Raw genomic sequence first — 26123 nt, forward strand, 5'->3', positions numbered from 1 at the left:
CCGGGGTTTGCAATCCTGCTCTTCTCGGAGACTCACGCATGCTCGGGCTGGTAAAGACCGCACTGCACAAGCCGTACACCTTCATCGTGCTGGCTATATTCATCTGCATCATCGGGCCGATGGCGGCCCTGCGCACGCCCACGGATGTTTTTCCCGATATCGGCATTCCCGTGGTCGCCGTGGTCTGGCAGTACAACGGCCTGTCCCCGGACGCCATGGCCGGCCGGGTGATCTACACCTACGAACGCTCCCTGAGCACCACCGTCAACGACATCGAACATATCGAGTCGCAATCGCTGCCCGGCATGGGCATCGTCAAGATCTTCTTCCAGCCTGGCGTCGATATCCGTACCGCCAACGCCCAGGTCACGGCGGTGTCACAGACTGTGCTCAAGCAAATGCCACCGGGCATCACCCCGCCGCTGATCCTCAACTACAGCGCCTCCACGGTGCCGATCCTGCAAATGGCGTTTTCCAGCCCCAGCCTGTCGGAAGCCAAAATTCGCGACCTGGTGCAGAACAATATCCGCCTGCCCTTGAGCGCCCTGCCTGGCCTGGCCATGCCTACACCGATGGGCGGCAAGCAACGGCAGATCACCCTCGACCTCGACCCTCAGGCGCTGGCCGCCAAAGGCTTGTCGGCCCAGGATGTGGGCAATGCCCTGGCGCTGCAGAACCAGATCATCCCGGTGGGCACCGCCAAGCTGGGCCTCAACGAATACACGATCCTGCTCAATAACAGCCCCAAGGCCATCGATGAACTCAACGACCTGCCGATCAAGACGGTTGACGGGGCGCTGATCACCATCGGCCAAGTGGCCCACGTGCGCGACGGTTCACCGCCGCAAACCAATATCGTGCGGGTCGACGGCCATCGCGCCGTGCTGATGCCGGCGCTGAAAAACGGCAGCATCTCCACCCTGTCGATCATCGACGGTATCCGGCAGATGCTGCCGCGCATCGACGAAACCCTGCCGCCGTCGCTGAAAACCTCGCTGCTGGGCGATGCCTCGGCGTTCGTCAAGCAGTCGGTGGGCAGCGTGGCCCAGGAAGGCATCATTGCTGCACTGCTCACCAGTGCGATGATCCTGCTGTTTCTCGGCAGTTGGCGCTCGACCTTGATCATCGCCGCGTCGATTCCCCTGGCAGTACTGTCGGCCATCGGGCTATTGGCTGTCAGTGGGCAAACCCTCAACGTCATGACGTTGGGCGGGCTGGCGTTGGCGGTGGGCATCCTGGTGGACGACGCCACGGTGACCATCGAAAACATCAACTGGCACCTGGAGCAAGGCAAGGCGGTGAAGGCCGCGATTCTCGACGGCGCCGCGCAAATCGTCGGCCCGGCGTTCGTCTCGCTGTTGTGCATCTGCATCGTGTTCGTGCCGATGTTTTTGCTGCAAGGCATCGCCGGTTACCTGTTCCGGCCAATGGCGCTGGCGGTGATCTTTGCCATGGCCAGTTCGTTCATTCTCTCGCGCACCCTGGTGCCGACACTGGCGATGTTTTTGCTCAAACCGCATAGGCCGGAGCCAGGCGCGGGGCATCATCCGGAAGATGCATTCATCAATCACCACGAGGGTGAACAACACCCGAAACCACGCAATGCGTTGCTGCAATCGGTGCTGAATTTTCAACAGGGATTCGAGCGGCACTTTTCCAATGTCCGCGACACCTACCATGGCCTGCTGACGCTGGCACTGGGCGCACGCAAGCGCTTCGTTGTCGGGTTCCTGGCCTGCGTACTCGCATCGTTCCTGTTGTTGCCGAGCCTGGGCCAGGACTTTTTCCCGGCCACCGATGCGGGTGCCTTGGCCCTGCATGTGCGCTTGCCACTGGGCACGCGCATCGAGGAAAGCGCCGCGGCGTTCGACCGCATCGAAGCGCGGATCCGCGAGGTCATCCCCGCCGAAGAGCTGGACACCATCGTCGATAATATTGGCATTCCGCTCAGCGGCATCGACATGGCCTACAGCAGCAGCGGCACCATCGGCCCGCAGGATGGCGATATTCAAGTCAGCTTGAAAACGCACCACGCGCCCACCGCCGACTATGTGAAAAAACTGCGCGAAGCCCTGCCGCAAAGTTTCCCCGGCAGCCACTTTGCGTTCCTGCCCGCCGACATCAGCAGCCAGATCCTCAACTTCGGCGCCCCCGCCCCGCTGGACGTCAAAATCTCCGGGCGCAATGACGCCGAAAACCGCGCTTATGCCGTCGAGCTTGAACGGCGCTTGCAACATGTACCGGGGATTGCCGACCTGCGGATCCAGCAGTCCACCGGCTACCCCTCGCTGCAAGTAAACGTGGACCGTATGCGCGCCAATGGCCTGGGCATCACCGAGCGTGACGTCACCAACAGCATGGTCGCCTCCCTCGCCGGCAGCTCGCAAACCGCGCCGACCTTCTGGCTCAACCCGGCCAATGGCGTGTCTTACTCCATCGTCGCCGCTACCCCGCAATACCGTCTCGACAGCCTGCCGTCCCTGGAAGCGCTGCCGGTGACCGGTGCCAATGGCCAGGCGCAAATCCTCGGCGGCGTGGCGACTATTTCCCGGGTACAAAGCCCGGCCGTGGTGACCCACTACAACATCGAACCGACCCTGGACCTGTACGCCAACGTGCAAGGTCGCGACCTCGGCGGTGTGGCCCGCGATGTGCAAAAGGTGCTGGATGACACGGCGTCCATGCGCCCCAAAGGCGCGACCATCAGCCTGCACGGGCAGATCGATGCGCTGCATGAGGCGTTCAGTGGTTTGAGCTTCGGACTGCTCGGCGCGGTGGTGCTGATCTACTTGCTGATCGTGGTCAACTTCCAATCATGGGCCGACCCTTTTGTGATCATCACGGCGTTGCCGGCAGCATTGGCGGGCATCGTGTGGATGCTGTTCCTCAGTGGCACCTCGTTGTCGGTACCAGCACTCACCGGTGCCATCTTGTGCATGGGTGTGGCGACCGCCAACTCGATCCTGGTGGTGAGCTTCTGCCGTGAGCGCCTGGCCGAACATGGCGATGCGTTGAAAGCCGCGCTGGAAGCCGGCTACACACGCTTTCGCCCGGTGTGCATGACCGCCCTGGCAATGATCATTGGCATGTTGCCCCTGGCGATTTCCGAGGAGCAGAACGCCCCGCTCGGCCGGGCGGTCATCGGTGGCCTGGTCTTCGCCACCATCGCCACTTTGTTGTTTGTTCCCGTGGTCTTCAGCCTGGTCCACGGCCGTCATCCTACTCGCGCAACTGCTGGAGAAACGCCCCATGTCGCCTGATCAAAAACCCTCGCGCAAGCGCCTGATGCTCCTGGGTGTCGGTGGCCTGACGTTGGCTGCCTTGCTGGTCGCCAGCGGCCTGCACGCGCGTACGCTGCACGAGCAATCGGTCACTGCCTGGACCGAAGCCGCCGCCGTCCCCCAGGTGATGGTGTTCCAACCCAAGCCAAACGCCGGCGGTGACACCCTGCGCCTGCCCGCCCACCTGGAGGCGTGGAGCAAGGCGGCTATCCATGCGCGGGTGAGCGGCTACTTGAAGGACTGGAAAGTCGACATCGGGACCCAGGTCAAGACCGGGCAAATCCTCGCCGAAATCGACAGCCCCGACCTTGACCAACAACTGGCCCAGGCCCATGCCCGCCTGATCCAGCAACAAGCCAATGCACGCCTGGCAGCCACCACGGCGACCCGCTGGCAAAACCTGCTGGCCAGCCATTCGGTATCGCGCCAGGACGCCGATGAGAAAACCTCCAACGCCGCAGCCGCCAAGGCCAACACCGAAGCCGCTGCAGCAGACTATGCGCGACTGTGCGCCCTGGAAAGCTACAAGACCCTGCGCGCGCCGTTCGCCGGCACCATCACCGCCCGCAACACGGACATCGGCCAGTTGATCAAAGCCGATAACGCCAGCGATCCAGAACTGTTCAACATTGCCGACACCCACCAATTGCGCTTGTACGTGCCGGTGCCGCAGAACTATGCAGCGGTCATTCATGCGGGCCTTGAGGCCGAACTGACCGTCCCCGAGCACCCCGGTGAGCATTTCAAGGCAAGCCTGATCGGTGACTCCACCGCCATCGACCGCCGCTCCGGCACCCTGCTGGCCCAGTTCGTCGCCGACAACCCCAACGGCGAACTGCTGCCGGGCGACTACGCCGAAGTCACCCTACCGATTCCGGCTGACACCCATGGCGTAAGCATCCCCGCCAGCGCCTTGATCTTCCGCGCCCAGGGCACCCAGGTTGCGGTGCTGGACGGGCGCAATCATGTGCACCTGCAAGACATTCATATTGGCCTGGACCTCGGCGAGCGCCTGGTGATCGACCAAGGCCTGAAGCCTGCTGACCACATCATCGACAACCCGCCCGACGCCCTGCGCGAAGGCGACCCAGTGCAACTGGCCGCCGCCTCGGGAGGTGCGCATGCGCCCAAGGCTTAAGTCGCTGGCGGCACTGATGGTGCTGGCGTTACAGGGTTGCTCGATGGCGCCCACCTATACGGTGCCGTCGATTGACCTGCCCGCCCACTACCGCGAACAAACCAGCGATGGCCCCTGGCACAGCGCGCAACCGTCAGACCAACTGGCGCCCCAGTGGTGGCAGCTCTACAACGATTCGCGCCTGAACGCGCTGCAGCAGCAACTGCTCAAGGCCAACCCGGACCTGGCCGCGGCGCTGGCGCACTTCGATGCGTCCCAGGCCTATGCCAGTCAACTGCACGCGGGCCTTTTCCCGCAAATCACCGCCAGCGTGCAACCGCTGCGCCAGCGTCAATCGGATTCACGACCGTTACGCGGTACTACACAGCCGTCGGTGTACAACAGCAATACCGCTGGGTTCTCCCTGGGATACGACCTCGACCTGTGGGGCAGAATCCGCAACCAGGTCGCCGCGGGCGATGCCCAGGCACAAGCGTCCTTTGATGATTTGGCGGTGGTGCGCTTGAGCCTTCAACAGCAGTTGGCGAGCCTGTATGTGCAGCTCAATGGGCTGGATGCGCAGCGCCGAATCCTGAGCACTTCGTTGCAAGACTTCAGCCAGGCGCTGCAACTGACCCGCAGCCGTTATGAAGGCCAGATTGCCTCGGAATTGGACCTGACCCGCGCGCAGAACCAACTGGCCGAAGCCAAGGCGCAGCTGGACGAAGTGCGTGGCCAGCGCAACCTCGCCGAACATGCCATCGGCGAATTGGTGGGCGTGACGGCCAGTGAGTTTTCACTGCCGCCCAGCTCGCAGTTAATGGCGTTGCCAGGCATTCCGGCGCAGTTGCCCAGCCACCTGCTGCAGCGTCGTCCGGACATTGCCGCAGCTGAACGTCGCGTGTTTGCGGCCAACGCAACGATCGGCGTGGCCAAGGCAGCGTGGTTTCCGGATTTCAGTTTGACCGGTGTGCTGGGCGGGCAGACCCAAGGTGTTGGCAACCTGCTGTCCGCCGGCAACCGGTATTGGGCACTGGGGCCGCTGATGAACCTGCCGATCTTCGACGGCGGGCGCTTGAGCGCCAACGAGCGCCAGGCCAAGGCCGAGTTCGAGGAGGCCGCGGCACAGTACCGTAGCCACGTATTGAAAGCCGTGCGCGAGGTGGAAGATAACCTCGCGCAACTGCGGGATCTGCAGCAGCAAGCCGAGGACGAGCAAGCGGCGGCAGAGGCGGCGCAACATACCCAGGCCTTGGCGATGAACAGCTATCAGGCCGGGGCAGTGAGCTATCTGGATGTGGTCACCGCCCAAACCGCCGCGTTGCAGGCACAGAGAGCGTTGCAGGCGGTGCAGACCCGGCAGTTGCAGGCGAGCGTAGGGCTGTTGACCGCACTGGGCGGCGGCTGGCAGCCGGGTTAATACCCACTGATCGTTCCCACGCTCTGCGTGGGAACGCCGCTCAGGACGCTCTGCGTCTGCCTCTAAAATCGTGACGCGGAGCGACACAGGGTGCATTCCCACGCGGAGCGTGGGAACGATCAGGCCGCGAGCTGGCCGCTGGCGATGGCCGCTGAAGCGGCCACCATCGCCCGCAACAACACCGCACACCCCGCCGCCAGGTCATCCGGCGCGGCATTTTCGATTTCGTTATGGCTGATGCCGCCTTCACACGGCACAAAGATCATCCCCGCCGGGCCCAGCTCAGCGACGAAGATCGCGTCGTGCCCTGCCCCGCTGACGATGTCCAGGTTCGACAAGCCCAAGCCATTGGCGGCATTGCGCACCGCCTCCACGCAGCTTTTGTCGAAGTACAGCGGCGGGAAGTCCGCCGTAGGCTGCATGTCGAAACTCAAGCCATGTTTGGCGCAGGTGTCTTCGATCACCTGACGCACCTGGGCAATCATCGAATCCAGCCGCGCCGGTTCAAGATGACGAAAATCCAGAGTCATGCGCACTTCACCGGGAATCACGTTGCGCGATCCCGGATACGCTTGCAGGCACCCCACCGTGCCGCATGCATGGGGCTGGTGCGCCAACGCCGCCGCGTTCACGGCGGCCACCACCGCTGCCGCGCCGACCAGGGCGTCCTTGCGCAAGTGCATGGGTGTAGGGCCGGCATGGGCCTCAACACCGCGCAGCTTCAGGTCGAACCACTTTTGCCCGAGGGCGCCGAGCACCACGCCGATGGTTTTGTGTTCATCCTCCAGAATCGGCCCTTGTTCGATATGGGCCTCGAAATACGCGCCGACCTTATGCCCGCTGACCGGCCGCGTTCCCGCATAGCCAATCGCGTTCAACGCCTCCTCCACGCTGACGCCGTCCGCATCGACCTTGGCCAGGGTATCGGCCAGGGTGAACTTCTCGGCAAACACCCCTGAGCCCATCATGCACGGCGGGAAGCGCGAGCCTTCTTCGTTGGTCCACACCACCACTTCCAGCGGTGCCTCGGTTTCCACCTGGAGGTCGTTGAGGGTGCGCAGCACTTCCACACCGGCCAGCACGCCGAAGCAACCGTCGAACTTGCCGCCGGTGGGCTGGGTGTCGATATGGCTGCCGGTCATCACCGGTGGCAGGTCGGGATTGCGACCGGGGCGGCGCGCAAAGATATTGCCGATGCCGTCGATGGTCACGGTGCAACCCGCCGCTTCACACCACTGCACGAAGAGGTCGCGAGCCTTGCGGTCGAGGTCGGTGAGGGCCAGGCGACACACACCGCCCTTGGGCGTGGCGCCGAGTTCGGCCAGGTCCATCAGCGACTGCCACAGACGGTCGCGGTTGATGTGCTGATGGGGCGATTGCAGAACGTCGAGGGCAGCGTTCATGGGGGGGTCTCCTCAGGCTACAGGTTCTTATGAATTGACGCGGTCAACTGTGGGAGCTGGCTTGCCTGCGATGGCGGTGTGTCAGGCGACACGGCTTTAACTGATAGTCCGCTATCGCAGGCAAGCCAGCTCCCACCTCGACCGTGGTTTACAACGGCGCCTTGGCGGTGATCGGGCTCGCCCCGCGCTTGGCGTTCAAGCCGTAATACAACACCCCGCCCAACGCCGAGCCGGTGAACCAGCCGTAGCTGTAGAACCAGCTGAACGCATCGCTGCCCAGCGACAGCAGCGTCAGCACCACCGGTACGCCAAAGGCGATAAAGCCGCTCCAGTTCCAGGCCGGGTACACGTCGTCGCGGTACAGGCCGGCCAGGTCCAACTGCTGTCTGCGGGTGATGAAATAGTCCACCACCATGATCCCGGCAATCGGCCCCAGCAGGCTTGAATAGCCCAGCAGCCAATTGGAATACACGGTTTCAAGACTCACGTCCGAGACGATCAGCCCGAGTTTTTTCAGCAGTTCATGGGCCATCAGCGCCAGCCCTACCAGGCCGGTGAGGATCACCGCCGTGGTGCGGTTGATCAGCTTGGGCGCAATGTTCTGGAAGTCGTTGGTGGGCGAGACGATGTTCGCCGCGGTATTGGTGGACAAGGTCGCGACGATGATCAGCGCCATGGCGATGGCCACCCACACCGGGCTCTGGATATGCCCGATCAGGCTCACCGGGTCGGAGACGCTCACCCCCACCAGTTTCACCGAGGCGGCGGTCATGACCACGCCGAGGGCGGCGAACAGGAACATGGTCAGCGGCAAGCCGAAAATCTGCCCCAGAATCTGGTCTTTCTGGCTCTTGGCGTAGCGGCTGAAATCCGGAATGTTCAATGACAATGTGGCCCAGAAACCCACCATCGCCGTGAGCCCCGCCATGAAGTAACCGGTGAGGCTGGCGCCTTCGGGGCGCTTGGGTGGGATCGCCATCAACTCGCTGAGGGACACGTTGGGCATCGCCCATACCAGCAACCCAACCCCCACAGCGACCAACAACGGCGCCGACAAGGTTTCCAGGCGCTTGATCGACTCGGCGCCGCGCAGCACCACCCACAGGTTCAAGCACCAGAACAGCATGAAACCGATCACCTCGCCAGTGCCGCCTAGGGCTTTCCAGCCGTCGAAAATCGAGCCCAGGAACAGGTGGATCGCCAGCCCGCCGAACATCGTCTGGATACCAAACCAGCCGCAGGCCACCAGCGCGCGGATCAGGCACGGTACGTTGGAGCCGAGGATGCCAAAGGACGAACGCAACAGCACCGGAAACGGAATGCCGTACTTGGTGCCGGGAAACGCGTTGAGGGTCAGCGGGATCAACACCACGATATTGGCCAGCAGGATCGCTACCAGCGCCTCCCCCACCGACAGCCCGAAATACGCCGTGAGCACCCCGCCCAGGGTGTAGGTGGGCACGCAGATCGACATGCCGACCCATAGCGCCGTGATGTGCCATTTGTTCCAGGTGCGCTCGTGCACTTTGGTGGGTGCCATGTCGTGGTTGTAGCGAGGGCTGTCGAGGACGTCGGGGCCGGCGTCGAGTTCGTACAGGCCGTTGCGCTCGATGACTTGCGATCTGTTCTGTTGCATGGCCGCTCCACGGTTTTTTTTAAATTATTGTTGCTCACCTGCACGCCAGGTTCAGGTGGCCGGAGTACCGCATCGACAACATGACATCCAGGGTTCCGGCCAACTGCCCGTGCACTCAATAACCGTGCCGACAACCGCCTCTGAACCCGCACCGCTTATATAACGTGCTGATGTTTATCAGCTTTCCAATTGAACCTGCGGTACTTGCCGCATGCGTCAGGCTAAACAATACGCAAGTTGCCAGAACCTTCAGGTCTCAATCTGGCGCATCACAATTATTTTTATTTCTCGACGGCGTCAAGCGGCATATCTCAAGCGCCTGATTTGCAATAAGAAATATTGATCAGATCAAGAACCTGTCAAGTGCGTCAAAACAGGGTGGGCATGCTTCATTTTGGTGAAAATAGGATTTTTCTTATAAATATCAACAAGATGAAACACACAAAAGTTTGCGAAAAATCTGCTTGCTCATTCGAAAAACTCGGGCTAGTTTCTATTCCTGTCACCGATGACAGGAATTAACCGACCCTCGGTGCGCAGTATTACAACACTTAGAACTGGCACAAGCCGGTCAAGCCTGTGAGGAACTCGACATGTCGCTGTTGATCCGTGGCGCCACCGTTATTACCCATGATGAAAGTTACCGCGCCGATGTGTTATGTGCGGAGGGTCTAATTCGCGCCATTGGCACGAATCTGGATATTCCCGCAGGCACTGAAATACTCGATGGCAGCGGCCAATACTTGATGCCGGGCGGCATCGACCCCCATACCCATATGCAACTGCCCTTCATGGGCACGGTGGCCAGTGAAGACTTTTTCAGTGGTACGGCGGCAGGCTTGGCCGGTGGTACCACGTCGATCATCGACTTCGTGATTCCCAACCCGCAGCAATCGCTGATGGAAGCTTTCCACCAGTGGCGCGGCTGGGCCGAAAAGTCCGCCGCCGACTACGGGTTTCACGTAGCGATCACCTGGTGGAGTGAGCAGGTACGTGAGGAAATGGCCGAGTTGGTCAGCCATCACGGCATCAACAGCTTCAAGCATTTCATGGCTTACAAGAACGCGATCATGGCGGCCGATGACACCTTGGTCGCCAGTTTCGAACGCTGCCTGGAACTCGGCGCCGTGCCCACCGTGCATGCCGAAAATGGCGAGCTGGTGTATCACCTGCAACGCAAACTGATGGCCCAGGACATCACCGGGCCGGAAGCCCATCCGCTGTCGCGCCCGTCCCAGGTGGAAGGCGAAGCGGCCAGCCGTGCCATCCGGATTGCCGAGACCATCGGCACGCCGCTGTACCTGGTGCATGTGTCGACGAAAGAAGCCCTGGATGAAATCACCTATGCCCGAGGCAAAGGCCAGGCGGTGTACGGTGAAGTGCTCGCCGGCCACCTGTTGCTCGATGACAGTGTGTACCAGCACCCCGACTGGCAGACCGCCGCCGGCTATGTAATGAGCCCGCCATTCCGCCCACGCGGGCATCAAGAGGCGCTGTGGCACGGCCTGCAAGCGGGCAACCTGCACACCACCGCCACCGACCACTGCTGTTTCTGCGCCGAGCAAAAAGCCGCCGGGCGTGACGACTTCAGCAAGATCCCCAACGGCACCGCCGGCATTGAAGACCGCATGGCGCTGCTGTGGCACGAAGGGGTCAATACCGGGCGTCTATCGATGCAAGAATTTGTCGCGCTGACCTCCACTAACACCGCGAAGATTTTCAACCTCTACCCCCGTAAAGGCGCGATACGCGTGGGCGCCGATGCCGACCTGGTGCTATGGGACCCCGAGGGCACGCGGACCATTTCCGCCAAGACCCACCATCAGCAGGTGGACTTCAACATCTTCGAAGGCAAGACCGTGCGCGGCGTGCCCAGCCATACCATCAGCCAGGGCAAGCTGGTGTGGGCCGATGGTGACCTGCGAGCCGAGCGAGGGGCCGGACGGTATGTGGAGCGGCCGGCGTATCCGTCGGTGTTCGAGCAGTTGAGCAAGCGGGCAGCGCTTTGCAAGCCAGTGGCCGTGAACCGCTGAGTCCAAAAAAAGCGGACGCGGAGCGTCCAGTGAGGCATTCCCACGCAGAGCGTGGGAACGATCGCCCATCAGAGGCAGCACCTCAATAACCGTGAGGCCAACACCGTGATCCAGACCCTGACCCACCTCCCCCACCCCCGCGAAGACGGGGCCACCCTCGCCAGCCAGTTCACCGACCTGGCACCGCCCCTCAACGCACGCCAGGCCCAACTGGAAGCCTCGCGCTGCCTGTACTGCTACGACGCGCCTTGTGTGAATGCGTGCCCCAGCGAGATCGATATCCCCTCGTTCATCCGCAATATCCACACCGAAAACGTGCAGGGGGCCGCGCAAAAAATCCTCTCGGCCAACATCCTCGGTGGTAGTTGCGCACGGGTGTGCCCGACGGAAATCCTTTGCCAGCAAGCCTGCGTACGCAATAACGCCGAAGAATGCGCCCCCGTGCTGATCGGCCTGCTGCAACGCTACGCCATCGACAACGCGCACTTCAGCGAACACCCGTTCCAACGCGCCGCGTCCACCGGCAAGCGTATCGCCGTGGTCGGCGCCGGGCCTGCCGGTTTGGCCTGCGCTCACCGCGCCGCCTTGCACGGTCATGACGTGGTGATATTCGAGGCGCGGGAAAAAGCCGGCGGCCTGAATGAATACGGAATCGCCAAATACAAACTGGTGGACGACTTCGCCCAGAAGGAACTGGATTTCCTCCTGCAGATTGGCGGCATCGAGGTTCGCCACGGCCAGCGCCTGGGTGACAACCTGACCTTGAGCGAACTGCACCAGCAGTTCGATTCGGTGTTCCTCGGCCTGGGGCTCGCTGCCAGCAAACAGCTGGGCCTGCCCTTTGAGGACGCCCCCGGCCTGCTCGCCGCCACCGACTATATCCGCGAACTGCGCCAGGCCGACGACCTCACCCAACTGCCCCTGGCCGACCGCTGCATCGTGCTCGGCGCCGGCAACACCGCCATCGACATGGCCGTGCAGATGGCCCGCCTCGGTGCCCGCGATGTCAACCTGGTGTACCGCCGTGGTCTGGCCGACATGGGCGCAACCCACCACGAACAGGACATCGCCAAGGCCAATCAAGTCCGGCTGTTGACCTGGGCCCAACCCGACGAGGTGTTACTCGACGACCAAGGCCGCGTACGCGGCATGCGCTTTGCCCGCACCCGCCTGGAAAACGGTCGCCTGCTGCCTACCGGGGAAACCTTCGAACTGGCCGCCGATGCGATCTTCAAGGCGATCGGGCAAGGCTTCGACAACGACGCCCTGCACGACCCGCTGGCCCAGCAGCTGCACCGCGTCGGCGAGCGCATCTTCGTCGATGAGCAACTGCGCACCAGCATCCCTGGGGTGTATGCCGGCGGCGACTGCGTCAGCCTCGGCCAGGACCTCACCGTCCAGGCAGTACAACATGGCAAGCGGGCCGCCGAAGCCATGCATGCCCAACTCATGCTGACTGTGGAGGCTGCGTAATGGCCGATCTCTCGATTGTATTCGCCGGAATCAAAGCGCCCAATCCGTTCTGGCTGGCTTCCGCGCCGCCCACCGACAAAGCCTACAACGTAGTGCGCGCCTTCGAGGCCGGCTGGGGTGGCGTCGTGTGGAAAACCCTGGGGGAAGATCCGGCGGCGGTGAACGTGTCGTCGCGTTACTCCGCGCACTATGGCGCCAACCGCGAAGTGCTGGGCATCAACAATATCGAACTGATCACCGACCGCTCCCTGGAGATCAACTTGCGGGAAATCACCCAGGTGAAAAAGGACTGGCCGGACCGCGCGCTGATCGTCTCGCTGATGGTGCCTTGTGTCGAAGCGTCCTGGAAAAACATCCTGCCCTTGGTGGAGGCGACCGGCTGCGACGGCATCGAGCTGAACTTCGGCTGCCCTCACGGCATGCCCGAACGGGGCATGGGCGCCGCCGTCGGCCAGGTGCCGGAGTACGTGGAGCAAGTGACGCGCTGGTGCAAGACCTATTGCTCGCTGCCGGTGATCGTCAAACTCACGCCGAACATCACCGACATCCGCGTGGCGGCGCGAGCGGCCTATCGCGGTGGCGCCGATGCGGTGTCGCTGATCAACACCATCAACTCCATCACCAGCGTGGACCTGGAACGCATGGTCGCGCTGCCGGTGGTCGGCACCCAGAGTACCCATGGCGGTTACTGCGGCTCGGCGGTCAAGCCGATTGCGTTGAACATGGTCGCCGAAATCGCCCGTGACCCACAGACCAACGGCCTGCCGATCTGCGGCATCGGCGGCATCGGTACCTGGCGCGACGCCGCGGAATTCGTCGCCCTGGGCTGCGGCGCGGTGCAGGTGTGCACGGCGGCGATGCTGCATGGGTTTCGCATCGTTGAAGAGATGAAGGACGGCTTGTCGCGCTGGATGGACAGCCAGGGCCATGCCAACCTGCAGGCGTTTTCCGGGCGGGCGGTGGGCAATACCACAGACTGGAAGTACCTGGACATCAACTACCAGGTCATCGCCAAGATTGATCAAGCGGCGTGCATTGGCTGTGGGCGTTGCCATATTGCCTGCGAGGACACCTCGCACCAGGCCATTGCCAGCTTGAAGCAGGCTGATGGCACGCATCTGTATGAGGTGATCGACGATGAGTGCGTCGGCTGCAACCTGTGCCAGATCACCTGCCCGGTGGCCGGCTGCATCGAGATGGTGCCGATCGATAACGGCAAGCCGTTTTTGAACTGGACGCAGGACCCGCGCAATCCTTACCGCGAAGCGGTGTAGGTCTTTAGCTCGCTATCGCAGGCAAGCCAGCTCCCACAGTTGGAATGCGTTCCAAAGTGGGAGCTGGCTTGCCTGCGATAGGGCCTTGAGCCTCACTACAAGGCTCAAGGCTCCAACCCAATCCCGCGCAAAATCACACCGGTCACTGTCTGAATGGCCTTCTCGAACTGCCTGTCCGACAACGGCTGGTGATCATTCAAAATCTTCACTTGGTGGTCAAAGTCGGCATAGTGCTGGGTCGAGGCCCAGATCATGTACAGCAGGCTCGAGGGCTCCACCGGCAGGATGCGTTTGTCTTGCACCCATTGGCGAATCTTCGCTTCCTTCATCTTGGCCCAGTCGTACAGGCTTTCATCCAAGGCCTCGCCGAGTGTGGGCGCGCCGTGGATGATTTCATTGGCCCAGACCTTGGAGCCATACGGACGCGTGCGCGAGCGCTGCATCTTGGCGCGGATGTAGCTGCTGAGCACCACACGGGGGTCATCAAAGGTTTCAAAGCTCAGGGCGTCCTGCTTCCACAATTCCAGCAGGTCGAACAGCACCGCGCTGTACAGCTCGCTCTTGGTGGTGAAGTAGTAATGCAGGTTGGAGCGCGGCAGTTGCGCTTCTTCGGCGATGTCGGCCATGGCGGTGCTGCCATAGCCTTTGTTGGCGAAGACCTTCTCCGCCGCCAGCAGGATTTTCTCGACGTTGACCCGACGAATTCCGATCTTGTGATTGCCCATAAGGGCTCCCTGACAACAACACGGCCTAAAGACTACCACCGGCTCTAGATCGGGGCGACAGGCCAAGCCGAAACTTCGTACACTGCCGGCTCCTATCCTCTGATCGGTGTTGAACAATGTTGCTCAAGAAGTCCCTGACCGCTGCTGTCCTGTTCACTGCCCTGCTGGGCGCTTCTGCCGCGTTTGCCCACGCCCACCTCAAGAGCGCGCAACCTGCGGCTGACAGCCGCGTCGCCGCCCCCACAGACCTGCGCCTGACCTTCAGCGAAGGCGTCGAAGCCACCTTTACCAAGGTCTCCCTGAGCAAGGACGGCACCGAAATTGCCATCAAGGGCCTGGAAACCCCGGACGCCGACAAGAAAACCCTGGTGGTCACGCCTGCCGCTCCGCTGGCAAGCGGCACGTATAAGGTCGAATGGCATGCGGTGTCCGTCGACACTCACAAAAGCGAAGGCACTTACAGCTTCAAGGTCGGCCAATAACCCATGGCGACCCTGCTGGTGCTGTGCCGCTTCCTGCACTTTTGCGTCGTGTTGCTGATGTTCGGGGCCTGGGTGTTCAGGCCCTGGCTGCTCGGCGCTCACGTCGTGCAGCCGACACTGGACCGGCAATTGCTGCGCATCACCCGTGGCCTGGCCAGCCTGGGGCTGCTCACCGGGGTTGCGTGGCTGCTGTTGATCACCGCCAGCATGGCTGGCAGTTGGGACTCGGCGCTGCAACCGGCCACGGTGCAGTTGGTGCTGGGCAAGACCTTTTTTGGCCAGGTATGGACCTGGCATCTGCTGCTTAACCTGCTGCTGGTGATCGTGCTGATCAAGCCCTGGCCGGCCTTGCGCTTGCCGCTGCTCGCCCTGCTGCTGGCGACCCTGGCCCCCGTAGGCCACGGCGCCATGCTCGACGGGCTGAGTGGGCGGTTGCTGATCCTTAACCAGGTGGTGCACCTGCTGTGCGTGGGGGCCTGGCTCGGGGGGTTGCTGGTGTTAGTGCTGATCCTCAGGCATGCGCAAGACCATCGCCTAAAGCCGATTTTGCGCCGCTTCAGTGGTGTGGGATATGGCCTGGTCGCCGGCCTGTTGGTGACTGGCTTGATCAATGTGCGGGTGCTCACTGGGCAACTGTGGCCCACGCCGCTGTTCCAAGGGTTTGCCTTGATTTTGCTGATCAAGGTGGGGCTGGTGCTGGGCATGCTCGGGTTGGCGCTGTTGAACCGGTTGCGTATCAAGCGCTGCGAACAGCGCCTGGGCAGTTTGAGAGCCAGTGTGATGATGGAGTGGCTGCTGGGCCTTGCAGCCGTGGCGGCAGTTTCCCTGCTTGGCACCCTGCCGCCGATGGTCATGGCTGGCTGAAAAGTCTTGTGCAATGCAATCAATGTGGGAGCTGGCTTGCCTGCGATGGCGGTGGATCAGTGACTGCATACTGTCTGATTCGCCGCCATCGCAGGCAAGCCAGCTCCCACACTGACCGTGCCCCATCAGTTGAATCGTTTCACCCAAGTCATCGTATAACTTCTGCTTGACACGCCCTCAAAACCCCGCAAATATCACGCTCAATGTTGTACGACAACGTATAACAAATAATAAAAACAACAAAACAAAGGGAGCCTCACTGTGAGTCAATCCGCCCGTCATTCTTGCACGCGCCTGGGCCTTCTCGGTCTCGGCAGCCTGGCCGTCACCCTGCCGCTGGGCGTCAACGCCGAAGGTTTTATCGACGACGCCAAGGCCACGCTCAACCTGCGTAATGCCTACTTCAATCGCAACTTCACCAACCCGACCAACCCCCAGGGCAAGGCCGAAGAGTGGACGCAGAATTTTATCCTTGATGCCAAGTCCGGCTTTACCCAGGGCACGGTCGGTTTCGGGATTGACGTGCTGGGCCTGTATTCGCAAAAGCTTGATGGCGGCAAAGGCACCGCCGGCACCCAACTGCTGCCGGTGCATGACGATGGCCGCCCCGCCGACAATTTCGGGCGTCTGGGTGTCGCGCTGAAAACCAGGCTGTCGAAGACCGAGTTGAAGGTTGGCGAATGGATGCCGGTGCTGCCGATCCTGCGTTCCGATGATGGCCGCTCCCTGCCCCAGACCTTTCGTGGCGGCCAAATCACTTCCAATGAAATCGCCGGCCTGACGCTCTACGGTGGCCAGTTTCGCGGCAACAGCCCGCGCAACGACGCGAGCATGGAAGACATGTTCATGAACGGCAAAGCCGCGTTCACTTCGGACCGTTTCAACTTCGGCGGCGGCGAATACACCTTCAACGACAAACGTACCCAGGTCGGCCTGTGGTACGCCGAACTGACTGATATCTACCAACAGCAGTACCTCAACCTCACCCACAGCCAGCCGCTGGGCGACTGGACTCTGGGCGCCAACCTCGGGTTCTTCAACGGCAAGGAAGACGGCAGCGCCCTGGCCGGCGACCTCGATAACAAGACCCTGTTCGCTCTGCTCTCGGCCAAATACAACGGCCACACCTTCTACGTTGGCCTGCAAAAACTCAGCGGCGACAGCGCCTGGATGCGCATCAACGGCACCAGTGGCGGCACCCTGGCCAACGACAGCTACAACGCCAGCTACGACAACGCCAAGGAAAAGTCCTGGCAGGTGCGCCACGACTTCAACTTTGTGGTGCTCGGCGTTCCAGGGCTCACCCTGATGAACCGCTATATCAGCGGCAGCAATGTACACACCGGAGCGATCACCGACGGCAAGGAGTGGGGACGTGAGTCGGAGTTGGCCTACACGGTGCAGAGCGGTGCGCTGAAGAACCTCAATGTGAAGTGGCGCAACTCGACCATGCGCCGGGATTTCAGCAATAACGAGTTCGACGAGAACCGGATTTTTATCAGCTATCCGATTTCGTTGTTGTAGCTCCAAAGGCAAATCCGATCTCTAAGGTGCGACATATCCATGTGGGAGCTGGCTTGCCTGCGATAGCGGTGGGTCAGTTACCACATCCTTTTCATACTCACCGCTATCGCAGGCAAGCCAGCTCCCACCTTTGATCTCATGTGCCTGGAAGGACGTTGACAACACCAGGAATCCCTAACACTATTTCCCCATAGTCATACGACAACCTACAACAAAAATCTGGAAGGCCCATGACCACCACCACCCCCGCTCCCTTCAATCGTCTGTTGCTCACTGGTGCCGCCGGCGGCCTGGGCAAAGTTCTGCGTGAACGCATGCGTCCTTATGCCCAGGTGCTGCGCCTTTCGGATATCGCTGAAATGGCCCCCGCCACCGATGCTCGCGAAGAGGTACACATCTGCGACCTGGCCGACAAACACGCCGTGCATCGGTTGGTAGAGGGCGTCGACGCCATCCTGCACTTTGGCGGCGTGTCAGTGGAGCGCTCGTTCGAAGAAGTACTGGGCGCGAATATCAGTGGCGTGTTCCATATCTACGAAGCCGCCCGCCGCCACGGGGTCAAGCGGGTGATCTTCGCCAGTTCCAATCACGTGATCGGTTTCTACAAACAGGGCGAGCAACTTGACGCCCACTCCCCGCGCCGCCCGGACAGTTACTACGGCCTGTCCAAGTCCTACGGCGAAGACATGGCCAGTTTCTACTTCGACCGCTACGGCATCGAGACCGTGAGCATCCGTATCGGCTCCTCGTTCCCGCAACCGCAGAACCGCCGGATGATGCACACCTGGCTGAGTTTCGACGACCTGACCCAACTGCTCGAACGCGCGCTGTACACGCCCAACGTCGGCCATACCGTGGTGTACGGCATGTCGGCCAACCTCGATACCTGGTGGGACAACCGCTACGCCGCGCACCTGGGCTTTGCCCCCAAGGACAGCTCCGAGGTGTTCCGCGCCCAGGTCGAAGCCCAGCCGCCCGTGGCCGCCGATGACCCGGCCAAGGTCTATCAGGGTGGTGCGTTCTGCGCGGCGGGGCCGTTCGGTGACTGAGTGCCCAGCAACCCAAGGGAATGACCATGACTGCTGAATTGATTGTCGATGCCCGCAATGCCGTGGGCGAATGCCCGGTGTGGGTGCCTGAAGAAAACGCGCTGTATTGGGTGGATATCCCCAACGGTGGCTTGCAACGCTGGAACGCCGCCACCGGCCATCTGGCAGCGTGGAAAGCCCCAGAGATGCTCGCCTGTATTGCGCGCACCCAGGCAGGCAATTGGGTCGCTGGCATGCAAACCGGCTTCTTCCAACTCACACCCCACAACGACGGCAGCCTCGACACCGTGCCGCTGGCCAGCATCGAGCATTCGCGCAAGGACATGCGTTTGAACGATGGCCGCTGCGATCGCCAGGGCCGTTTCTGGGCCGGCAGCATGGTGCTGGACATGGGCTTGAACGCCGCCGATGGTGTCCTTTATCGCTATGGGTCCGGGGCTGCGCCCCACGCGCAACTGGACGGGTTCATCACCCTCAACGGCCTGGCCTTCAGCCCCGATGGCCGCACGATGTACGCTTCCGATTCGCACCCGAAGGTACAAAAGGTCTGGGCGTTCGACTACGACATCGAGACCGGCACGCCGTCCAATCGCCGCCTGTTCATTGATATGAACGACTTCCCCGGGCGTCCCGACGGTGCAGCCGTGGACGCCGAGGGCGGCTACTGGATCTGCGCCAACGACGCCGGGTTGGTTCACCGTTTCACCCCGGACGGTCGCCTGGACCGCTCCCTGAGCGTGCCCGTGAAAAAACCCACCATGTGCGCCTTCGGTGGCAGCCGCCTGGACACCTTGTACGTCACTTCCATCCGTGACGACCCGAGTGAGCAGTCGCTGTCTGGTGGCGTGTTCGCCCTCAACCCCGGCGTCCAAGGGCTGCCCGAACCCCGCTTCATCGTTTAATCGCTGTGCCTTGAATACAACAATAACAAGACAGGAGTGACTTCCATGGACTTCAAACGCACCTTGCTCGCCGCTGCAATCTTCACCCTCAGCAGCGCCGCCCACGCGCTGGAAATCAAGTTCGCCGATATCCACCCCGCTGGCTACCCCACCGTGGTCGCCGAAGAGAACATGGGCAAGGCCCTGACCAAGGCGAGTAACGGCGAGCTGACCTTCAAGTACTTCCCCGGCGGTGTGCTGGGCTCCGAGAAGGAAGTGGTCGAACAGGCCCAGGTCGGCGCCGTGCAAATGACCCGCGTCAGCCTCGGCATCGTCGGCCCGGTGGTGCCGGACGTGAACGTGTTCAACCTGCCGTTCGTATTCCGCGACCAGGCGCATATGCGCAAGGTCATCGATGGCGAGATTGGCGACGAGATCCTCGCCAAGATCACCAACTCCGAGTTCGGCCTGGTGGCCCTGGCCTGGATGGATGGCGGCACGCGCAATCTCTATACCAAGAAACCGGTGCGCAAGATCGAAGACCTCAAGGGCATGAAGATCCGCGTGCAAGGCAACCCGATTTTCATCGAAGCCTTCAACGCCATGGGCGCCAACGGCATTGCCATGGACACCGGCGAGATCTTCAGCGCCCTGCAGACCGGGGTCATCGACGGCGCGGAAAACAACCCGCCGACCTTGCTGGAACACAACCACTTCCAGAACGCCAAGTACTACACCCTCACCGAACACCTGATCCTGCCTGAACCCATCGTGATGTCGAAAATCACCTGGAACAAGCTCGACCCCGCCCAGCAGGACATGGTCAAGGCCGCCGCCAAGGCCGCCCAGGCTGATGAGCGCGTGCTCTGGGACGCCAAGTCCGCCAGCAGTGAAGAGAAACTCAAGAAGGCCGGCGTGGAGTTCATCACCGTCGATAAAAAGCCCTTCTATGAGGCCACCGCCCAGGTGCGTGCCAAGTACGGTGCGCCGTATGCGGACATGATCAAGCGCATCGACGCGGTTCAATAACCTCCCCTGCCCCTGCATAAGGCCCGGCGCGGTCGGCATCGACGCGCCCGGTCACGGTGAACGCCATGAAGACTTTACTGCTGCGCTTCAATGACCGCCTTTACATGACCTGTATCTGGGTCGCCGGCCTTTCGGTCCTGGGGGTGGCCTTGATCATTCCCTGGGGTATCTTCACCCGCTACGCCCTCGGTACCGGTTCCAGCTGGCCGGAGCCCACCGCCATCCTGCTGATGCTGGTGTTCACCTTTATCGGCGCCGCTGCCAGTTACCGTGCCGGCGCGCACATGTCGGTGGCGATGATCACTGACCGCTTGCCGCCCGTCCAACGCCGCCTCGTCGGCATCCTCTCGCAACTGCTGATGGGCACCATCTGCGTGTTCATGACGATTTGGGGCACCAAGCTGTGCCTGTCCACCTGGAACCAATTCATGAGCGCCATCCCCACCCTGCGCGTAGGCATCACCTACATGCCGATCCCGATTGGCGGCGTGCTGACCCTGGTGTTCGTGGTCGAAAAGCTGCTGCTCGGTGACCAGAGCAACCGCAAGGTGGTGCGCTTCGACTTGGTTGAAGAAAACGAAGGGGCCGCCTGATATGGACGCATTGATTCTGTTGGGCAGCTTTGTTGTATTGATTCTGATCGGCATGCCGGTGGCCTACGCGTTGGGGCTGTCGGCGCTGATTGGCGCGTGGTGGATCGACATCCCGTTCCAGGCCCTGATGATTCAGATTGCCGGTGGGGTGAACAAGTTTTCGCTGATGGCGATTCCGTTCTTCGTGCTGGCCGGGGCGATCATGGCCGAGGGCGGCATGTCGCGGCGCCTGGTGGCCTTTGCCGGGGTGCTGGTGGGCTTTGTGCGTGGCGGGTTGTCTCTGGTCAACATCATGGCTTCGACGTTTTTTGGCGCGATTTCCGGCTCATCCGTGGCCGATACCGCCTCGGTCGGCTCGGTGCTGATTCCGGAAATGGAACGGCGGGGTTATCCGCGCGAATTCGCCACCGCCGTGACCGTCAGCGGTTCGGTGCAGGCGCTGCTGACGCCGCCCAGCCATAACTCGGTGCTGTACTCCCTGGCGGCAGGCGGCACCGTCTCCATCGCCTCGCTGTTCATGGCCGGTGTGGTGCCGGGCTTGTTGATGAGCGCGTGCCTGATGGTGCTCTGCCTGATCTTCGCGAAAAAGCGCGACTACCCCAAAGGCGAAGTCATCCCCTTGAAGCAGGCGCTGAAGATCGCCGCCGATGCGCTCTGGGGCCTGATGGCCATGGTGATCATCCTCGGCGGCATCCTCTCGGGCATCTTCACCGCCACCGAGTCGGCGGCGATTGCGGTGTTGTGGGCATTCTTCGTGACCATGTTCATCTACCGCGACTACAAATGGCGCGAGCTGCCCAAGCTGATGCACCGCACGGTGCGCACCATTTCCATCGTGATGATTCTGATCGCCTTCGCCGCCAGCTTCGGCTACATCATGACCCTGATGCAGATCCCGGCGAAGATCACCACGCTGTTCCTGACCCTGTCAGACAACCGCTACGTGATCCTGATGTGCATCAACGTCATGCTGTTGTTGCTGGGCACGGTGATGGACATGGCGCCGCTGATTCTGATCCTCACGCCGATCCTGATGCCGGTGATCCTGGGCATCGGCGTCGACCCGGTACACTTCGGCATGATCATGCTGGTGAACCTGGGCATCGGCCTGATTACCCCGCCGGTGGGCGCGGTGCTGTTCGTTGGTGCGGCGGTGGGCAAGACCAGTATCGAGAAAACCGTGAAGGCACTGCTGCCGTTTTATGCGGTGTTGTTCTTGGTGCTGATTGCGGTGACCTACATCCCGGCGTTGTCGCTGTGGTTGCCCCATTTGGTGCTGTAAACCTTCTTTCAGAAACAAAAGTGAGCAACTGTGGGAGCTGGCTTGCCTGCGATAGCGGTGTATCAGTCACGGATGCATTGACTGACAGGTCGCTATCGCAGGCAAGCCAGCTCCCACACTTGCATCCTCAGTGTTTGTTTTGACTTCATCAGGCAGGTCAATCGTGATTGAGCTTTCGGATCAATTCACCCATCTGGTGCTCGCCCCCGCCATCGGCGGCAGCCTCGTCAACTGGACGGTGCGCGCCACCGGGCAGCCGCTGTTACGGCACAGCGATGCACAGGCGATCAATACCGGGCTGCCGGGCAAGCTGGGTTGCTATCCCTTGGCACCCTGGTCCAACCGAATCGCCCAAGGCGGGTTCGACAACCCCGGTGGTTGGCTGGCACTGGCAGCTAATAGCCTCACTGATCCTTTACCGATTCACGGCTCGGCCTGGCAGCAGGCATGGCAGGTGGTGAGCCATACCACGCGTGAAGTGGTGCTGGAATTGGAATGCGCCACACCCTTCGCCTATCACGCCCGCCAGCGGTTGCGCTTGAACAACGGTGAGTTGAATATCCAATTGTGTGTAACTCACTTGGCCGAGCAACCCGCGTGGCATGGGCTGGGCTTGCATCCGTACTTACCGCGCCGGCCGGGTACGCGGCTACAGGCCAGGGCTGGGCACGTGTGGATGAGTGATGCAGCCAAGCTGCCCACCGAGTTGGCACCGGTTCCCGAGGCCTGGGATTTCCGGCAACTCAAAGGTTTGCCAGAGGGGCTGGTGGACAACGGCTTTTGCGGCTGGGATGGGCACTGCCTGATCGAACAACCGGAGCTTGGCTACCGTCTCGAATGCCAGGCCAGCGGCGCCGATTATTTCCTGTTGTACTGCCCGCCGGGGTTGGAGTTTTTCTGCATCGAGCCGGTGAGCCATCCAGTGAATGCCCATCACCTGGCGGGCAAGCCTGGCCTGAAGCTGTTGGAGCAAGGCCAGTCAACCCACCTCAATTTCAACCTGAAATACACGCCAAGCGTGCCAGTGTCAGGGCGGTGAATTTTTGAGACGCCCTGCCGTGTCGATACTCACCACCACCGACAACCCCGGCCGCAAGCGCTCACTCTCGGCTTGATCCGGATCCACGGTGATGCGCACGGGCACCCGCTGGGCGATCTTGACGAAGTTGCCGGTGGCGTTGTCCGCCTGCAACAGGCTGAACTCGGAACCGGTGGCCGGGGAAATATGCTGCACCGTGCCATGGAATTTGCGGTGGTTCAGCGCATCCACGGTGAACGTCACCGGCTGGCCGACCTGCACATTGTCCATCTGGGTTTCTTTCATATTGGCAATCACCCACAACTGCTTGGGCACCAGGGCCATCAGTTGCGCGCCGGAATTGACATAAGCGCCCAGGCGCACGCCAATCTGCCCCAGCTGACCATCCCGTGGCGCCGTGATGCGGGTATTGGACAGGTCGATGCGCGCCAGTTCCACTGCCGCCTCGGCACTCGCGACAGCTGCCTCCAGGGAGCCGCGGTTGACGATCACCGTCTGCAAATCCTGGCGCGCAATTTCCAGGCTGGCCTGGGCCTGGGCCACGGCAGCGATGGTCTGCGCGTTGGCGGCACGGGTCACGTCCAGTTCGCGTTTGGACACCGAACCATCGCTGATCAGTTCTTCATTGCGGCGCAAATCCGCAGTGCTCTTGCGTGCCTGAGCCTGACTGTCGACCAACGCGGCCTGGCGCAGCTTGATGGTCGCTTCGGCGCTGTTGCGTTGCTGCACCACGTTGGCCAACGAGGCCTTCTGCACCGCCAGTTGTGCCAGGGCCTGGTCGAGGCGTTGCTTGTAGATACGGTCATCCAGGCGCACCAGCAGGTCGCCGGTCTTGACGTACTGGAAGTCCTGCACCGGCACTTCGAACACATAGCCACTGAGTTGCGGGCCGATAATCGTCACCTGCCCACGCACCAGGGCGTTTTCCGTGGTTTCCACCGCGCTGCTGAACGGCGGCAGTTGCCAGGCGTACAACACGATCAGCACACCGATGATGGCGATGGCGGCAAAGCCCAGGGACGAGATGATCCGCACGCGCAAGGGCCGCAATTGGGTGGGCACCGCGCCCGGTGGCGTGCTGCCTTCCGGCGTGGCGGCAATGGCAGTCGTGGTGGTGGTTGAAGGTTCAGTCATGAAGTCGCGCCGCTGGGTTGAACAGGAGGAGTTGCCTTGGTAGTGCTCATCAGCCACAGGCTGCGGGTGAAGATCCACAGCATGGTCAGGATCGCGATAATCGCGATCAGCATGAAGACATCGTTGTAAGCCATGACGTTCGCCTCACGGGTGGCCGCCGTGGCCAGGCTGCGGATGCCCATGAGGTTGCGCAGTTCCGGGTCAGCGACGATCTTGCCATAGGCCGCCCCACCACTCTGCACCCGCGCCGCCACAAGCGGATCGATCAGGGTCAGGTGCTCGACGATCATGCTCGAATGGTACTTCTCGCGCACGATCTGGAAGGTGCCCAGCAACGCCGCGCCGATCAGGCCGCCAAGGTTCTGGCAGATCCCGAACATCACCGAGAAGCTCACCAGGTTGCGCGGGTTGGTCAGTACGTTTTTGGTGCCCAGCACCATGGTCGGCCCCAGGAAGAATGTACCGCCGAAGCCTAGCAGGAACTGGCTGATATAGAGGTTCTGCGGACGGGTCAGGTTGCTGGAAAAACTGTCCATCACCGAACCGGTAGCCATCAGCGCCAGGGAGATGATCAGCGGCATCAGCAAATGCGCCGGGTTGATCGTCAACGCGCTGACCACCAGCCCGGCAATCGCCCCGGCCAGCATCACCACGTACAGGGTGTGCATCTGCTGGTAGCTCATGTTCAACATCTGCATGAACCCCACCGCACCGGTGGATTGCTCGGACAGCACCATGCGAATCAGCACCACCGCCAACGCCAGGCGGATCATCACGCCGCTGCCCAGCCAGCGCGTCATCAGCATCGGGTTGCTGCGGTTATGCTCGATGGCGAGCCCCGCCATGATCAGCACCAGGGAACAGGCGGAGGCCACGCCGATCCACGGCGCTTCCAGCCACCAGTCAATACGCCCCAGGGACAGCACAGCGCAGAGCAAGGCTACGCCGCTGGCGAGGATGGCAAAGGTTAGAAAATCGAGTTTTTCAAAGGTCTTGAAGCGATCACCCGGCGGCAGCTTGAGCAGGAACACGCAGCCCAGGCAGATCAGCGCCAGGCCCAGTTCGAACAAATACAGCCCGCGCCATTCAGCGATTTGCAGCAAGTCTTCGGAAAACAGCCGCGCCAGCGGTAACGCCAACTGCGCGGTGCCCAGCCCCAGTACCAGCGCTTTCAGCCGCCACTTGGCCGGGAATGCCTGGATCATGTAGTACAAGCCCAACGAACTGAGCGCCGCACCCACCATGCCATGGGCGGCCCGTACCGCAATTGCCGAACTGAGGTCATTGACGAACAAGTGGCCGAAGGTCACCAGCGCGTAGAGCACCAGGAACACCTCGGTAAACGCACGCAGGCCGAACTGCTGGCGAAACTTCACCAGCAGCAGGTTCATGCACACGTTGGTCATCACATAGGCGGCGGGCAGCCAGGCCATTTCCGCGGTGGTCGCGCCCAGGGCGCCTTGCAGGTATTGCAGGTTGGCGATGACCAGGGCGTTACCCAAGCCGCCGGTGATTGCCACCAGCACGCCGACCAGCGCGAAGAGCCAGCGCTTATGCGTAGGGTGCAGCGGCGTCGACGGCGAGCCAGGCAGGCTCGGCCGCTCGTGGGGTTGCCAGGTGTGGGGTGTGTATTTATCCATTCGGTGACCTTGGTAAGCCGGGGTGCAAGGCCGGTGAATCCGTTACACAGAGGAACAGTAACCTGAGAGGCGTTCATCTTGCCATCTCGTGGACGCATTTGATCCCCAGGCAGACACAGCTAAATGTGGGAGCGGGCTTGCTCGCGAATGCGGTAGATCAGTTGCTGATGCATTGACTGACACGACGCCTTCGCGAGCAAGCCCGCTTGTATGCTAGGACTTGAAGGGAGGAGAAGGGACAAAG

At 61.7% G+C, this 26123-nt stretch carries 20 protein-coding genes; 15 read left to right on the forward strand and 5 right to left on the reverse strand.

From position 1 onward, the window contains the following. The first annotated feature begins 38 nt into the window (after positions 1 to 38). The 3 genes from AC4PS6_RS23585 to AC4PS6_RS23595 are packed head-to-tail and all read left to right on the forward strand — an operon-like array spanning position 39 to position 5818. Positions 39 to 3260, forward strand: a complete 3222-nt coding sequence (locus AC4PS6_RS23585; protein WP_492181021.1) for an efflux RND transporter permease subunit — start codon at positions 39 to 41, stop codon at positions 3258 to 3260. Further along, positions 3250 to 4419: an efflux RND transporter periplasmic adaptor subunit gene (locus AC4PS6_RS23590; RefSeq protein WP_336826980.1), complete on the forward strand. Its 1170-nt coding sequence runs from the start codon at positions 3250 to 3252 to the stop codon at positions 4417 to 4419. The genes AC4PS6_RS23585 and AC4PS6_RS23590 overlap by 11 nt, the downstream gene beginning before the upstream one ends. Next, positions 4403 to 5818 (forward strand): efflux transporter outer membrane subunit, encoded by a 1416-nt coding sequence (locus AC4PS6_RS23595; RefSeq protein ID WP_020301674.1) that lies wholly within the window; start codon positions 4403 to 4405, stop codon positions 5816 to 5818. The genes AC4PS6_RS23590 and AC4PS6_RS23595 overlap by 17 nt, the downstream gene beginning before the upstream one ends. 119 nt (positions 5819 to 5937) lie before the next feature. Here the strand turns inward: AC4PS6_RS23595 and AC4PS6_RS23600 are convergent, their stop codons facing one another. Both AC4PS6_RS23600 and AC4PS6_RS23605 read right to left on the reverse strand, forming a co-directional pair. Further along, complete coding sequence (locus AC4PS6_RS23600) at positions 5938 to 7221, reverse strand: Zn-dependent hydrolase (RefSeq protein ID WP_020301675.1); 1284 nt, start codon at positions 7219 to 7221, stop codon at positions 5938 to 5940. 148 nt (positions 7222 to 7369) lie between these two features. Further along, positions 7370 to 8857 carry an NCS1 family nucleobase:cation symporter-1 gene (locus AC4PS6_RS23605; RefSeq protein WP_019818076.1) on the reverse strand — a complete coding sequence of 496 codons (1488 nt, stop codon included), beginning with the start codon at positions 8855 to 8857 and terminating at the stop codon, positions 7370 to 7372. Positions 8858 to 9450: 593 nt separating this feature from the next. Between AC4PS6_RS23605 and hydA the strand changes: the two genes are divergently transcribed. From hydA to preA, 3 genes are all read left to right on the forward strand, one after another. Continuing rightward, positions 9451 to 10890: a dihydropyrimidinase gene (gene hydA, locus AC4PS6_RS23610; protein WP_336826981.1), complete on the forward strand. Its 1440-nt coding sequence runs from the start codon at positions 9451 to 9453 to the stop codon at positions 10888 to 10890. A gap of 105 nt (positions 10891 to 10995) precedes the next feature. Beyond that, positions 10996 to 12363, forward strand: a complete 1368-nt coding sequence (locus AC4PS6_RS23615) for an FAD-dependent oxidoreductase (RefSeq protein ID WP_166405436.1) — start codon at positions 10996 to 10998, stop codon at positions 12361 to 12363. Continuing rightward, the gene (gene preA / locus AC4PS6_RS23620) at positions 12363 to 13637 is read left to right on the forward strand and encodes an NAD-dependent dihydropyrimidine dehydrogenase subunit PreA (RefSeq protein ID WP_014718999.1); all 1275 of its coding nucleotides are present in this window, start codon (positions 12363 to 12365) and stop codon (positions 13635 to 13637) included. Before AC4PS6_RS23615 ends, preA begins: the two co-directional genes overlap by 1 nt. 104 nt (positions 13638 to 13741) lie before the next feature. Here preA and AC4PS6_RS23625 read toward each other — a convergent pair whose 3' ends face one another. Beyond that, entirely contained in the window at positions 13742 to 14362 is a 621-nt protein-coding gene (locus AC4PS6_RS23625) for a TetR/AcrR family transcriptional regulator (protein WP_014719000.1), read from the reverse strand. 116 nt (positions 14363 to 14478) lie between these two features. Between AC4PS6_RS23625 and copC the strand changes: the two genes are divergently transcribed. The 9 genes from copC (at position 14479) to AC4PS6_RS23670 (ending at position 23105) form a co-directional block, all read left to right on the forward strand. After that, a complete protein-coding gene (gene copC / locus AC4PS6_RS23630; protein ID WP_014719001.1) occupies positions 14479 to 14844 on the forward strand; it encodes a copper homeostasis periplasmic binding protein CopC in 366 nt (121 codons plus the stop codon). Positions 14845 to 14847: 3 nt separating this feature from the next. Next, a complete protein-coding gene (gene copD, locus AC4PS6_RS23635) occupies positions 14848 to 15708 on the forward strand; it encodes a copper homeostasis membrane protein CopD (protein ID WP_336826982.1) in 861 nt (286 codons plus the stop codon). A 261-nt stretch (positions 15709 to 15969) separates the two neighbouring features. Beyond that, entirely contained in the window at positions 15970 to 17232 is a 1263-nt protein-coding gene (locus tag AC4PS6_RS23640; protein WP_019818080.1) for an OprD family porin, read from the forward strand. Positions 17233 to 17462: 230 nt separating this feature from the next. Next, a complete protein-coding gene (locus tag AC4PS6_RS23645; protein ID WP_336826983.1) occupies positions 17463 to 18281 on the forward strand; it encodes an NAD-dependent epimerase/dehydratase family protein in 819 nt (272 codons plus the stop codon). A gap of 26 nt (positions 18282 to 18307) precedes the next feature. Continuing rightward, complete coding sequence (locus AC4PS6_RS23650) at positions 18308 to 19183, forward strand: SMP-30/gluconolactonase/LRE family protein (RefSeq protein WP_336826984.1); 876 nt, start codon at positions 18308 to 18310, stop codon at positions 19181 to 19183. Positions 19184 to 19228: 45 nt separating this feature from the next. Beyond that, the gene (locus AC4PS6_RS23655; RefSeq protein WP_014719006.1) at positions 19229 to 20191 is read left to right on the forward strand and encodes a TRAP transporter substrate-binding protein; all 963 of its coding nucleotides are present in this window, start codon (positions 19229 to 19231) and stop codon (positions 20189 to 20191) included. A gap of 65 nt (positions 20192 to 20256) precedes the next feature. Further along, a complete protein-coding gene (locus AC4PS6_RS23660; protein ID WP_054898249.1) occupies positions 20257 to 20784 on the forward strand; it encodes a TRAP transporter small permease in 528 nt (175 codons plus the stop codon). A gap of 1 nt (position 20785) precedes the next feature. After that, positions 20786 to 22066 (forward strand): TRAP transporter large permease, encoded by a 1281-nt coding sequence (locus AC4PS6_RS23665; RefSeq protein WP_014719008.1) that lies wholly within the window; start codon positions 20786 to 20788, stop codon positions 22064 to 22066. Between the two features lie 163 nt (positions 22067 to 22229). Further along, the gene (locus AC4PS6_RS23670) at positions 22230 to 23105 is read left to right on the forward strand and encodes an aldose 1-epimerase (RefSeq protein WP_198833307.1); all 876 of its coding nucleotides are present in this window, start codon (positions 22230 to 22232) and stop codon (positions 23103 to 23105) included. On the opposite strand, the gene AC4PS6_RS23675 is transcribed toward AC4PS6_RS23670, so the two are convergent. Both AC4PS6_RS23675 and AC4PS6_RS23680 read right to left on the reverse strand, forming a co-directional pair. Continuing rightward, positions 23094 to 24239: an HlyD family secretion protein gene (locus AC4PS6_RS23675; RefSeq protein ID WP_003192298.1), complete on the reverse strand. Its 1146-nt coding sequence runs from the start codon at positions 24237 to 24239 to the stop codon at positions 23094 to 23096. The genes AC4PS6_RS23670 and AC4PS6_RS23675 overlap by 12 nt on opposite strands. Further along, a complete protein-coding gene (locus tag AC4PS6_RS23680; protein WP_014719011.1) occupies positions 24236 to 25879 on the reverse strand; it encodes an MFS transporter in 1644 nt (547 codons plus the stop codon). Before AC4PS6_RS23680 ends, AC4PS6_RS23675 begins: the two co-directional genes overlap by 4 nt. Between the last annotated feature and the right edge of the window lie 244 nt (positions 25880 to 26123).

It is taken from the genome of Pseudomonas sp. DW-iso17 (genome assembly GCF_058725345.1).